The organism is uncultured Brachyspira sp. (assembly GCF_944390845.1).
Taxonomy (GTDB): Bacteria; Spirochaetota; Brachyspiria; order Brachyspirales; family Brachyspiraceae; genus Brachyspira; species Brachyspira pulli.
This window is the reverse complement of the sequence record NZ_CALXRM010000082.1, coordinates 1-12,842: the sequence shown is the minus strand read 5'-3', so window position 1 is coordinate 12,842 and position 12,842 is coordinate 1. Positions and strand designations below refer to the sequence as shown.

Here is a 12,842-nt window from a genome sequence, read left to right as displayed (position 1 = left end):
TTGGAAGAAGAAAGAAGATTAGGCAGAGAGGAAGGAATAAAAGAAGGCAGAGAAGAAGGAATAAAAGAAGGCAGAGAAGAAGGAATAAAAGAAGGCAGAGAGGAAGGAATAAAAGAAAATCAAATAGCAATAGCTAGAGGAATGAAAAAAGACAATATTGATGTGAATTCCATTTCAAAATACACAGGCTTAACTATTGAAGAAATAAAAAACTTGTGAGTGACTGATATTTACATAATAATATCAGTCTTACTAATGAATATTTATATGAGATAAACGAGCATCTGATAACTGACAAAGGAAGTTGTCAGCTATTATTGAGCGAGTTTATCTCTAGCAATAATAAAAGAAATAAAAGACTTATAAACTTTTGAATTTTATTCAGAGCCCCGCCCCTTTTCCTTTATTACTCTGTTATGAAATATAACTTTATTTATCTTTGCTACTTTATTAGAAATTAAGGCACCCACCCAAGTTTTTATTAACCTTAAAGCCCACACAACGCACGAGTTACAGAATTTTATTTATTGATATATTTAGAATTTTAATGACATTTATTTTAAAGCTTTGTTTTCCGTGCGGTTAAGAAATAATAAATGAATTATATATTGTTTTACTTAAAAATTGTTTGTAAATAAGAAGACTTTTTATATTCGAAGATTAAAGGATACTATCCCGAACGTACATTGTACTTTCCAAAAGAAAAAGCATTACCGTTCGGCAAGCCCGTACGGCTAGTACCGCCCTTATAGTTAAACAAACTTTTTTAATAAATGAGCCAAGAAATTTAATTTTTTATAGAAAATTTTGAATTTTATTCAGAGCCCCGCCCTTTTTCCATTGTTACTTATTCTGAAATATAATTTTATTTATCTTCACAGCTTAAAATATAACTTAAAGCACCCGCCCAAACAATTATTAAATTTAAAATCTGCTTAAACTAAAATGCATTATCCCGAACATAGATTGTACTTTCTGTAAGAAAAAGCATTACCGTTCGGCAAGCCCGTACGGCTAGTACCGCCCTTATAGTTAAACAAACTTTTTTAATAAATGAGCCAAGAAATTTAATTTTTTATAGAAAATTTTGAATTTTATTCAGAGCCCCGCCCTTTTTCCATTGTTACTTATTCTGAAATATAATTTTATTTATCTTCACAGCTTAAAATATAACTTAAAGCACCCGCCCAAACAATTATTAAATTTAAAATCTGCTTAAACTAAAATGCATTATCCCGAACATAGATTGTACTTTCTGTAAGAAAAAGCATTACCGTTCGGCAAGCCCGTACGGCTAGTACCGCCCTTATAGTTAAACAAACTTTTTTAATAAATGAGCCAAGAAATTTAATTTTTTATAGAAAATTTTGAATTTTATTCAGAGCCCCGCCCTTTTTCCATTGTTACTTATTCTGAAATATAATTTTATTTATCTTCACTGCTTTATTAGAAATTAAGGCACCCACCCAAGTTTTTATTAACCTTAAAGCCCACACAACGCACGAGTTACAGAATTTTATTTATTGATATATTAGAATTTTAATGACATTTATTTTAAAGCTTTGTCTTCCGTGCGGTTAAGAAATAATAAATGAATTATATATTGTTTTACTTAAAAATTGTTTATAAATAAAAAGACTTTTTATATTTGAAGATTAAAGGATACTATCCCGAACACAGATTATACTTTCCAAAATAAAAAGCATAACCGTTCGGAAAGCCCGTACGGCTAGTACCCCCGCCCTTTTTCCATTGTTACTTATTCTGAAATATAATTTTATTTATCTTCACAGCTTAAAATATAACTTAAAGCACCCGCCCAAACAATTATTAAATTTAAAATCTGCTTAAACTAAAATGCATTATCCCGAACATAGATTGTACTTTCTGTAAGAAAAAGCATTACCGTTCGGAAAGCCCGTACGGCTAGTACCCCCGCCCTTTTTCCTTTGTTACTCTGTTCTGACATTATAACCATAATTTCCCTATTGCCCAAAAAGAAAAAGCACACCCACCCAAGATTTTTTTAAATTTGGAGCTTATACAACGCACGGGATATTAAATTTTATTCATTGATATATTTAGAATTTTAATGACATTTATTTTAAAGCTTTATTCTGCGTGCGATATAAACTATAAAAAATTTAGAAATCTGAAAACAGAAAATAAACTATGCAATGAAAAAGGAAGACCCTTTCGAGCCTCCCTCTGTTTAGTTATATATACTCTTATTACTTAAAATCTAACTAATTATTCAGTAGCACCGCCTAAAGATGGTAAATACCAAGTTATACCAGTAGAAGTATTAAATTTAATACCATTTCCAGCGTGTATTGCATTATTCCAATCATCATAGCTAGGACCATTACCTATTTCAGCTTCGAAATACCATTCTAAGTCTTTAACAGGAGTTATATAAATCTCTCCATAAGCACCCCAAACAAGTTTATGTTTCATAGTAGAAACTTTTGTTGCACCGCCAGCTTGACCTTCAAAACCATAACCTAATTTAGGCTCTAAATAAAGAGTAACTATATCAGAACTAGCATTTAAACCAACAGGTATTTCAAAGAATACTTCATAAGGTTTAGATCTATCTTTAGCAGTAGTTTTTAGTACAGCAGCAGTTCTATCACCTGCTGTAACACTATAAGAATTACCCTCTAAAGCAGTATTATAAGTAACTCTGAAGAATGGATCAACTACAACGTTTCCAACAGTTGATTTCAAGAAGTGGATTCTGAATTCGAAACCGAAAGAAGAAGCAACATAATCTTGTAATGTTTGTGCAATAGTACCAGCTTTGTAAGAAGCCATACCATATTTTAATGTTAATCTTATGTGGCTTACTGCATCTATACCAGTATAGTATCTGATTTGCGGATCCATACTTACAGATGTATAATTCTCTTTTACTGTTCCATTAGCAATGCCATTAACATAAGTATTGTCATGACTAGAATTACCAGCAACACCTATTTGTATAGGAACAGCTATTCTTAAATTATCATTTAAAGCATTAACTGCTAATACAGGAGTATGTATACCAAAATCTTTTGTTTTGAAAGTATAGTTATAACCAACACCTATACCGAATACTGGAGAAGTATAACCAATACCCATAGAAATAGTTGGATCTAATGTTGCAAAATCATTATTTTTAATTTCATTACCTGAAACAGCATGCATAATAAGACCACCAGTGTTACCTTTAAAACCGAAAGTACCTTTGATCATACCATTACCAAGAGTAAAGCCTAATTGATCCATTCTAGCTCTTAATTGGTTTCCATGTACTAAGAAATCGATCCAGCCGTTATCTGCACCATACATACCGAATGCTGAAGCACTAGCTATAGTTAATAAAGCCATAGCTGTTAATAAAACTTTTTTCATTTTGTTTCTCCTAATTTTTTTATAGTCTTTTACGAGTGCCTATTGAGAGATTGCTTAAAGACTCAATAGACACCATAAAGATCCTCTACTTATTATTGTATAGAAAACTTTATAAAAAGTCAACATTTGTAATAATAATTATATAAAAAATAATCTTTTTATAACATAATTACATAAATAACTTTCATAATTTCATAAACTTTTGAATATTAAAGATAATTACATATTCATTTTTATCATATATACACAATATACACAAATACCATAATAACAATAAAAACACATTAAAAACTATAAATTTGTATATATTATTAATCACACAAATAATATCTTTTACATACTCTAACTTTTCATAAATATATTCTAAAATTATTTATGCAATAAAAAAGACCTAGGAATAAATCCTAAGCCTTAAAATTTCTATATATTTAACTACTATATTATTTTACATTAACAATAAAAACACTATAATAAATATTATTTAATTAAATCCCTGCTTTCATAATACTCCTTCCAACGCTTGCCGAGTTTTTCAGCTTTCATTTTTACAGAGTTATTAAAATAGTTCTTTAATTTAGGCAAATCATCTTTATTTTCTTTTGCCACACTTCCTATCAAATTTTCTACAAGTGTAGACATTTTTATCTTCTTATCACCATAATAATATGAATGCAATGCTGACTGATAATACACTGAAACTGCCTCAGCTGTGCTCATTACTGAATTTAATTCCTGTATCTTAGCATTTTCAAAACTCTTTCCGCTTCTTAGCTCATTAAATGTAGTAGCAAGTACATCTACAACATCATACTCTATATCAACATCAATATCAGACAACTCTAATAATGTTTGGCATTGACTTGTTATTATCTCGCCTTCTAATTTCGGATTCTTTATAGGTTCTACCGTTTCAAAATTAAATCTTCTTTTCAAGGCACTGCTCATCTCATTAATACCCTTATCTCTGGTATTGGCAGTAGCTATTATATTAAAACCTGCATTTGCAAACAGTACCCTGTTTTGTTCCGGTATATTCATTATCTTATCGCTTAATATACTTATTAATGAGTCCTGTATTTCAAGAGGACATCTTGTTATCTCCTCAAATCTTGTAATAACTCCCTGACTCATACCGCTGTAAACTGGAGAAGGAATTAACGCTTCTTCTACTGGGCCTTTTGCAAAAAGCATAGCATAGTTCCAAGAATATTTTATATTATCTTCATTAGTTCCGGCTGTACCCTGTATTGTTATAGTACTGTTTCCGCTTATAGCTGCAGATAATAATTCACTTAACATCGTTTTAGCTGTTCCCGGCTCTCCGACAAGCATTAATCCTCTATTTCCTGCCAATGTTATAATAGCCCTTTCAACTAAAGCGTCATCTCCGTAAAATTTTCTCTTTATTTCTACACCGCTTTTTAATTTCTTACCTAATATAAAATCCCTTATAGCCTGAGGTGATAATTGCCAGTTTTTAGGCTTGCTGCTTTTATCCTCTTTCTTCAAGGCTTCAAGTTCATCTTTATAAAGTTCCTCCATTAAAGGCTTTTGATGTATTTGTTCTTCTGTGTTATTATCTTTCTTTACTGCCATAAAAAACTCCAAGTATTATTATATATTTACACCCTATACAAAATTATTGTGTGATAGTTTTTCTCTTTTCCCACAAAAATAAACCTATACCAAATAGTATAACAACTATGCCAATAAACTGCTTTAAACTTACAGTTTCATGCAAAATAAAATAACCTAATATACAAGTTCCTACCGCCTCGCCTAATATAGTCATTGATATAACTGTTGCAGGAAAATATTTCAAAAGCCAAGTAAATATCACCTGTCCAAGCAATGTTGATATCAAAGTTATTCCCAATATATTAAGCCATGTATTTAAAGAATATCCTGTAAAAGGTATTTTCATTATTAATGATAAGATTCCTAAAAATATAAATGCAAAAAAGTAAGTCAATGTTATCCAGCTGAAAGTAGATAATCCGGCTCTAGTATACTGCCCTATTATAAAATAAGTACTTATAAATCCAGCCGATATAAAAGCAAGCAAATCCCCAATCAATGCCCTGCTGCTTAATTGGAAATCACCCCAGCCTATTATTACAGAACCTATAACAGCTATAATAAAACCTAATACCGCCAATTTTGTATAACGTTCTTTAAAAAATAAATATCCTGCCACAAATGCAAATAAAGGCTGTAATGTTACAATAACTGTTGAGCTTGCTACCGATGTAAGATTTAAAGACTGAAACCATAAAAAATAATGAAGTGCTAATGATATGCCTGATATTATTCCAAGTATGATTTCTTTTTTACTTAAAGACAATAACTCTTTTCTAGTATCTTTTTTTGATATTGTAAATATAAATATAACACAGAAAGAGAAAAATATTCTGTAAAATGCCATTATAGATGAAGGAGCATTGGCAAGTTTAACAAATATTGCTGATGCGGATAATGCCATAACTCCAATAAGTAAAAATATTCCCATAACTCAAAACCTAAAATAATGAAGACAATAATATATTAAAAAAAATACTATTGCAATATTACAAACCATTTTATACAAAAAAATAATTTAATATCATTTTTTTACATAATTGTAAAATAAATTTAAATTTCCTTTTGACAAAATATCAAATTTTCAGTATATAATAACTATAAGATATTTTATTTTTAAAGGAGATTGTATTTTATGAAAAAATATATTTTTATAGTAATAATATCAATTTCAAATCTTTTATTTGGATACAATCAGACATTTAAAGTTGGCGAATATATGAAATATGATGTTTTGGCTCAGGTACCGGAATTCAATATAAGCGGAAAAGTTGGATCACTTGAAGCAAAAGTACTTGCCATAAGCAATGTAAATGGAGTACCTGCATATCATCTATATGCTCATGTATATACAACAGGTGCTGCCAATTGGGTTTATAAAGTAAGCGATGTATTTGAAGCTTGGGTTTCTACAAATGACTTTACTCCTTTAGTTTTAACAAAAGATACTCATGAGGGCGATTGGACTAATAAAGAAAGTTTAGTTTTCAATAAAGGCTATTATATATTCAATGATAAAAGAACTGTTGATGAAAAAATAGAGTTTAAAGGAATGGCTTTTGACGCTTTATCTCTAGTATTTTTCATGCGTTTCGTTGATAAAAATATTGGTACTTTTAAAGTTAATTGGCTTGAAGGAAAAAATGTTAAAAAGGATATAAGATTCACAATAGAAAATGGAGAAGATTTAAAAACAAAATTAGAAAGACAAAAATTATCCACTGTAAGAGTATATGAAAAAGATAAATACGGAACTGATGCCTTAATAGCAAAAGACAAATACAATCAAGTACCTTTAGATGTAATCATAGCAGAACAAAAAGTTTATGGTCTTACTATAAGGGTAAGAGGAATAATCAGACAATATAAAGACGGAAAATAATAAAGCGAGTCGAAGCCAGCAAATAAATTTATTTATTTGCTAGTTATGGGCGGAGACGAGTATAGCAATAATAAAAAATAATAAGCGAGTCGAAGCCAGCAAATAAATTTATTTATTTGCTGATTATAGGCGGCACCAAAGATGGACTTCGTCACAAGCATAGCAATAATAAAAAATAATAAGCGAGTCGAAGCCAGCAAATAAATTTATTTATTTGCTGATTATAGGCGGAGACAAGCATAGCAATAATAAAAAATAATAAAGCGAGTCGAAGCCAGCAAATAAATTTATTTATTTGCTAGTTATGGGCGGAGACAAGCATAGCAATAATAAAAAATAATAAGCGAGTCGAAGCCAGCAAATAAATTTATTTATTTGCTGATTATAGGCAGCACTTCGTCACGAGAATAGCAATAAAAAAGATAGTATCATTAATATTTTTTGATACTATCTTTTTAATTGAATACTAATAAAAATTAATAAAGCAAATTATTTACTAGCTTCATATTTTTCATTTATTTCTTTAACTAAATTCTCAATAAGCTCATCATTCATACCATGACCGCGGCAGCCTTCTTCTAAGCTTTCCCAGCTAGCAACATGGCAGCCTACACAATGAAGACCGTGATTCATCATTATTTCTACTGAATCCGGAAAGATTTGTATAATTTCACCTATACTCATAGTTTTGTTTATCATAATTATTTCCTTCTTTTAATTTTTTATATTTTTTAATTATATGTATATATAATATATATAATTAATTTTTTTGTCAAAGTATAATATTCAAAATAGGATAGAAGTCATTGAACTTTCTTATGTATTTTCTTAAATAAGACATATTCAATTCTCCTACTAATTCCATTGCCTTATTCTCCATTTTTGACATTCTTTTTGCATCATAATGGAAACCTAATCTTTTATATATTCTTTTTAAAGTCATTACTATATATAAATTATTATAATCTGCATTCTCAAATAAAATTAAAGCTTCTTTCAAATCAAAACCTTCTATATTTTTAAGTGCAAAATATGAATATAACAATGCTATATGATCATGTGAATCCCTACCCTTCTTCTTAGCAATATCTTTCACAATTTCAAAAGCTTTATTTTCATCTTTCTCAACACCTATTCCATTATAATAGCAATGTGCCACAAGTCCGCTTGCACATGAACATTTTGAATTATTTTTATCAGCAATTTCTTTTGCCCTACAATAAGTTTCAAATGCCTTTTTATCATCTCTTTCTATACCGCGTCCAAGTTCATACCCCTTGCCCATAACTGTAAGTGCACATTCCAAAGTATTATCTATATCAAAAGCCATATTGGCAATTCCAATAGCTAATTCAGGATAAGGATCTATAATATCTCCGTAAAATAATTCTTTTGCATATATGAAATATGATAAAGCATCATTCAAACCTATTGCCTTTTTTAACATATAAATGCCTTCTTCATTATATTGACTTGGCATATTATAAAGAAGTATCTCAGCTATAGAACGGTATATTGTTGCTTTATCTAATTGACTGTTCAAACAGCTTTTAAGATTCTGTAATATAAGTTCATAATCCTTAGAACCTATCATCTGCAATGAATCTGCATATATGAATTTTATATAATATATTTCCTCATCATCTTCATGAGTATACTCAAAAAACTCTTTGCAAAGTTCAGCTGTTGTTTCATAATTTTTTAGTTCATAATTAGAGAATATTAATATATAAAATGTAGAATGTTTATACTCGCTTTTATCAATATGAGATAAATATTTTAAAGCCTCTCTATAATCATCATCGCTTTGTGCATAATTATGATAAAGTTCTGCTATTTTTTCATATATCCAAGATTCCTGATTCTCATTAAGTATCTTTTTAAACTCTGATATGGATTTTCTAATCTCTCCTTGATAAGCATATAAATTTGCTCTGTAATATCTATACTGCAAACTATTAATACCAAGCACATCTATTACTTTATCAAGCAAATAAAAAACTTCTTTTAAATCCTTTCCTTCTTCCTGACTGTCCGGATAATATTTATCTTCATTTTCTATAATTAAATCATGTAAAGCCTGAATCTTTCCAAGCAATGCATTTAATCTGTATTTATTATTAGTTTTTAAAAGTTCATTATAATTTTCTATAGCCTTTCTATAATTACCCTTATTGAAATACCATTCAGCCCTTTCATAAATTGAATTATAATTTTTATTGTTAATCTCTACTGCCCTATCAAAGAAAAATATTGCATCATCATAAAATTCTGAATTTGAGACTCTTTTGGCAAGTATAATTCCTTTAAGGAAATAAGCATCATCATAAAAAGGATAATCATATATAAGTGAATTGGCTTCTATATCTGCCTTAGGAAGTATATTGAGATTATAATAACAAAGTCCTCTTTCAAATCTTGCTATTCTGTTATCTTCAACATTGCTGATAAAATCATCATAGTACCCTATAGCCTGATGGAAATCTGCCTCATTCTCTCCATTATTTAAATAACTGCTTGCTAGTATTAGTAATGCATCATAAGCAGAAGAATCTTTTTCAAAAAGTATTTGAGCATATTCTCTTTCTTTATTAATATTCTTTAATTCCCTATTGAGATACATTAATCCTCTATAGGCATCTATTATATCAGGGTCTATGTCTATGGATTTGCTAAGATCATATTCTATTGTGGAATATATTAAAGCCCTTCTGGCATCATATTTAGTATTGTCGAATTCCTCATGCTGAAGACCTATAAATGCGGATTTACCTCGCATATAAAATGCTCTGGCATTATCCGGTTCTTTAGATATAATAAGGTCTAGCTCCTCTATAGCTCTTTTATAATCACCATCATCGATATATTTGTTTATTTCATCTAAAGAACTCATAATAATTTCTCTATGCAACAATCCTTAATAAAAATGTAAATACCATTTTAAGTACTAAAGGAGCGACCATTTGAAGAAGCAAAAGAAATATCAATGGCGATATATCTATAACTCCTATTATAAGCCTGTCTCTAAAATTACCAAAAACTTTATCTATCACTCCATCAGTTATTTTATAAAAGAAATTTACTATTGGATTATAATAATCTAAATGAATAGCTCCAAAAGCTGTTAGCCAACTTATAATAATCCAAATAAACCATATAAATGAATAAAGCCTCAAAGCCTGCATTAATACTTTATATATAAAAACTATAATTTCAGCCAGCATATAATACCTATTATTTTTTATTTATTTTATCTACTTTATTTATTTTATCTTACTAAGAGCTTCATTAGCATTATCAGCTGTACTTACTATAGTTAAAAATTTAGTAGCTTCAAATAATGCTCTTAACTGTTTGCTTAAAGAACAAAAATAAACAACTCCGCCATTTTCTCCTGATACTCTTAAAGTAGATGCTATTAATCCTAAAGCAGATGAACACATATATTCAATATTATGAAAATCGAATATAAAGTTTAAAACGCCTGCATTTTTTACACTATTTAATTTTTCTTCTAATATATCAACATTTTCAGATATGATATTTTTTTCTACATTTATAATGGCTGTTTTATCATCAATGACTGTACGAACCATGTAAACTCCTTTACATAAAAAAAGATGAAAAAAATAGAACTATAATTATAGCTTTAATATTATTATAAAACTTCAAAAAATCAAGTAATTTTTTATTTATTACTTTTTATCCCATTCTATAAGTATAGGGCAATGATCGCTGCCCATTACTTCTGTTAAAATATCTGCTCTTTTTATATCAGGCACCATTTCATTATTAACAAAGAAATAATCGATTCTCCAACCTACATTCTTTTCACGGGATCTTGTTTTCATATCCCACCAACTGTAATGTCCGCCTTCTTTAACAAACATTCTGAAAGTATCAGTAAAACCTTTATTTAAGAATTCAGTTATTTTTTCTCTCTCCTCTGGAAGAAAACCTATACTTTTTTCATTCTCTTTAGGTCTTGCCAAATCTATAGCTTCATGGGCAATATTCATATCACCGCATAATATAACATTAGTTTTTGCTTTTAATTTGCTTAAATGCTTAGTTATCTCATCATAAAAAGAAAGCTTATATTGGAAATGTTCTTCTGACTTTCCGCCGTTTGGAAAATACACATTAAATATAGTAAAATCATCGAATTCCAATGATAATATTCTTCCCTCTCTGTCTGTGAATTTACTTCCTAATTTATTTTTAATTTCCTTATTAGGTTTTAATTTTGTGTATATAGCCACACCGCTGTATCCTTTTTTTATTTCAGGGTCAGCAGGATTAATAAAAAGCTCATAGCCTTCTATATTTCTCAAATCTTCAGGAAGCTGTTCTTCAAAAGCCTTAGTTTCCTGCAAACATATTATATCAGGATTTTCTTTCTTTATAAAATCAACCAATCCTTTTTTATGTGCCGCTCTTATTCCATTCACATTCCAAGATATAATTTTTAAAAGACTCATTGACAAAATAACCTTTATTTTTAATGAATAATTATATAGATTTATATATTATAAACTTTATGCAATAATAATACAACTATATATAAAAATTGTATTGTGATATGGATTTGTGCTTTTAAGCATATAAATTACTAAAAAATTTATAGTTTAGACTTTACTCAATCTATAATTCTTTAACACCTGAAACATATTGGTAATAAAATAATACATAACTAATAAATATTATTTTATACTGAAATAGTAAATAAATTATTTAGTATTATTCATATCATTTCTAAATTTCTCTCTTTTTTTTCTATTTGGAATCCACCAAGCTAATGAGTTAATTACATTATTAATTTTTTTATCTGTATTATTTATATTAGAATTTATACTTTTAATTTGTTTTTCTATATTGTTTTCTTTGGAAGTCATATCCTTAATTTGTTTTTCTATATTATTTAACTTAGAAGAAATATCTTTAATTTGTTTCTCAGAATTACTAGCTTTAGTAGTGAGATCATTGATTTTAGTATTATTAATTTTTTCCTGATAGTGTAAAGCTATATTTAAAAACATTTTAGCGTAATTTTCGCCATAATGTTTTCGTATGAATTGTTCAGCAACAACAATATCTTCTTTTGATATCATATATATCCAAGGTAATGCTAACAAATAAAAATAGTCAAAAATTCTTTCCATTATATCATCATCTAATATTATTAACCCTATATTTCCAACTTCTGTTCCAAAATAATCTTCATTAAGCATAATTTTTTTACCTTTCAATGAGGAAAATAATATTCCATTAGTATAGCTCTTTTCACTAAAATAATAATGATAAGCTATATCATGCAATATAAGAATAGCGTTCTTGTTAAGATAAGGTAATATAAATAAAATATCTAAAAATTCTCCTGGATTACTATGTACTGTATCCAACAAGCATAAATCTATATCACCGCCTATTTCTTCCATATACTTAGCAGATAATCCGCCCAAATATAATTTCCATTTATTAGATAATTCAGGAAATTTTTCATTAACTATAAAACCAGAATTTCTTGAAGAATCTCTATAGTACTTTTCATTATAGTCTATAGAATATAGAAAACTACCATCTATATCTTTAATAGCATTTAATATTATAGCAGAGCTGCCGCCGCCAGCCACTCCTACTTCTAAAATTTTTTTAGGTTTTACTTGCCTTATTACTCCATTAAGAAAACATCTTTGTTTATATGACATTTCAGAAAGTGTACTATTTCTAGTGGAATAAGTTCTTATATCTAAAATATCATTTATACTATCTAATATTTCTGTTTCAAATTTATCAGGCTCAAATATTTGCATATATTACTCTCTTTAGTTATAAAATTAACTATCCTAAAGGTTTAGGATAAAATGACATGCTATAAATAGATTTTTGTGTATATTGTTTAAGACTGTAGACTGTAGACTGTAGACTGTAGACTGTAGACTGTAGACTGTAGACTGTAGACTGTAGACTGTAGACTGTAGACTGT

General features: G+C 28.6%; 10 protein-coding genes and 1 pseudogene. 2 read left to right on the top strand and 9 right to left on the bottom strand.

Annotated features, from left to right (window positions below; translation table 11 throughout):
• Positions 1–219: pseudogene (locus tag Q0K52_RS12970) on the top strand (ATPase); the annotation flags it as partial.
• Between the two features lie 2,031 nt (positions 220–2,250).
• On the opposite strand, the gene Q0K52_RS12965 reads toward Q0K52_RS12970, so the two are convergent.
• The 3 genes from Q0K52_RS12965 to Q0K52_RS12955 all read right to left on the bottom strand — a co-directional run bounded on the left by Q0K52_RS12965 (position 2,251) and on the right by Q0K52_RS12955 (position 5,905).
• Positions 2,251–3,396, bottom strand: a complete 1,146-nt coding sequence (locus tag Q0K52_RS12965) for a cell surface protein (protein WP_297300085.1) — start codon at positions 3,394–3,396, stop codon at positions 2,251–2,253.
• Between the two features lie 477 nt (positions 3,397–3,873).
• Positions 3,874–4,992 carry an AAA family ATPase gene (locus tag Q0K52_RS12960; protein ID WP_297300083.1) on the bottom strand — a complete coding sequence of 373 codons (1,119 nt, stop codon included), beginning with the start codon at positions 4,990–4,992 and terminating at the stop codon, positions 3,874–3,876.
• Between the two features lie 43 nt (positions 4,993–5,035).
• Positions 5,036–5,905, bottom strand: a complete 870-nt coding sequence (locus Q0K52_RS12955; protein WP_297300081.1) for a DMT family transporter — start codon at positions 5,903–5,905, stop codon at positions 5,036–5,038.
• A gap of 204 nt (positions 5,906–6,109) precedes the next feature.
• On the opposite strand from Q0K52_RS12955, the gene Q0K52_RS12950 reads away from it, so the two are divergent.
• Positions 6,110–6,856 (top strand): DUF3108 domain-containing protein, encoded by a 747-nt coding sequence (locus tag Q0K52_RS12950; protein WP_297300080.1) that lies wholly within the window; start codon positions 6,110–6,112, stop codon positions 6,854–6,856.
• 489 nt (positions 6,857–7,345) lie between these two features.
• On the opposite strand, the gene Q0K52_RS12945 is transcribed toward Q0K52_RS12950, so the two are convergent.
• The 6 genes from Q0K52_RS12945 to Q0K52_RS12920 all read right to left on the bottom strand — a co-directional run bounded on the left by Q0K52_RS12945 (position 7,346) and on the right by Q0K52_RS12920 (position 12,669).
• Positions 7,346–7,555, bottom strand: a complete 210-nt coding sequence (locus Q0K52_RS12945; protein ID WP_297300078.1) for a DUF1858 domain-containing protein — start codon at positions 7,553–7,555, stop codon at positions 7,346–7,348.
• Positions 7,556–7,628: 73 nt separating this feature from the next.
• Complete coding sequence (locus tag Q0K52_RS12940) at positions 7,629–9,749, bottom strand: CDC27 family protein (RefSeq protein WP_297300076.1); 2,121 nt, start codon at positions 9,747–9,749, stop codon at positions 7,629–7,631.
• A gap of 10 nt (positions 9,750–9,759) precedes the next feature.
• Positions 9,760–10,080, bottom strand: a complete 321-nt coding sequence (locus tag Q0K52_RS12935; protein WP_297300073.1) for a YggT family protein — start codon at positions 10,078–10,080, stop codon at positions 9,760–9,762.
• A 39-nt stretch (positions 10,081–10,119) separates the two neighbouring features.
• Positions 10,120–10,452 (bottom strand): STAS domain-containing protein, encoded by a 333-nt coding sequence (locus Q0K52_RS12930; protein ID WP_297300071.1) that lies wholly within the window; start codon positions 10,450–10,452, stop codon positions 10,120–10,122.
• 99 nt (positions 10,453–10,551) lie between these two features.
• Positions 10,552–11,337 carry an exodeoxyribonuclease III gene (locus tag Q0K52_RS12925; protein WP_297300069.1) on the bottom strand — a complete coding sequence of 262 codons (786 nt, stop codon included), beginning with the start codon at positions 11,335–11,337 and terminating at the stop codon, positions 10,552–10,554.
• 249 nt (positions 11,338–11,586) lie between these two features.
• Complete coding sequence (locus tag Q0K52_RS12920; RefSeq protein WP_297300067.1) at positions 11,587–12,669, bottom strand: class I SAM-dependent methyltransferase; 1,083 nt, start codon at positions 12,667–12,669, stop codon at positions 11,587–11,589.
• Positions 12,670–12,842: the final 173 nt, after the last annotated feature.

What these genes read in the sequence shown, in the direction of transcription:
- Q0K52_RS12940 (WP_297300076.1), bottom strand. Translation starts at nt 9,749, where the DNA reads ATGAGTTCTTTAGATGAAATAAACAAATATATCGATGATGGTGATTAT.
- Q0K52_RS12920 (WP_297300067.1), bottom strand. Translation starts at nt 12,669, where the DNA reads ATGCAAATATTTGAGCCTGATAAATTTGAAACAGAAATATTAGATAGT.
- Q0K52_RS12925 (WP_297300069.1), bottom strand. Translation starts at nt 11,337, where the DNA reads ATGAGTCTTTTAAAAATTATATCTTGGAATGTGAATGGAATAAGAGCG.
- Q0K52_RS12955 (WP_297300081.1), bottom strand. Translation starts at nt 5,905, where the DNA reads ATGGGAATATTTTTACTTATTGGAGTTATGGCATTATCCGCATCAGCA.
- Q0K52_RS12935 (WP_297300073.1), bottom strand. Translation starts at nt 10,080, where the DNA reads ATGCTGGCTGAAATTATAGTTTTTATATATAAAGTATTAATGCAGGCT.
- Q0K52_RS12960 (WP_297300083.1), bottom strand. Translation starts at nt 4,992, where the DNA reads ATGGCAGTAAAGAAAGATAATAACACAGAAGAACAAATACATCAAAAG.
- Q0K52_RS12965 (WP_297300085.1), bottom strand. Translation starts at nt 3,396, where the DNA reads ATGAAAAAAGTTTTATTAACAGCTATGGCTTTATTAACTATAGCTAGT.
- Q0K52_RS12930 (WP_297300071.1), bottom strand. Translation starts at nt 10,452, where the DNA reads ATGGTTCGTACAGTCATTGATGATAAAACAGCCATTATAAATGTAGAA.
- Q0K52_RS12945 (WP_297300078.1), bottom strand. Translation starts at nt 7,555, where the DNA reads ATGATAAACAAAACTATGAGTATAGGTGAAATTATACAAATCTTTCCG.
- Q0K52_RS12950 (WP_297300080.1), top strand. Translation starts at nt 6,110, where the DNA reads ATGAAAAAATATATTTTTATAGTAATAATATCAATTTCAAATCTTTTA.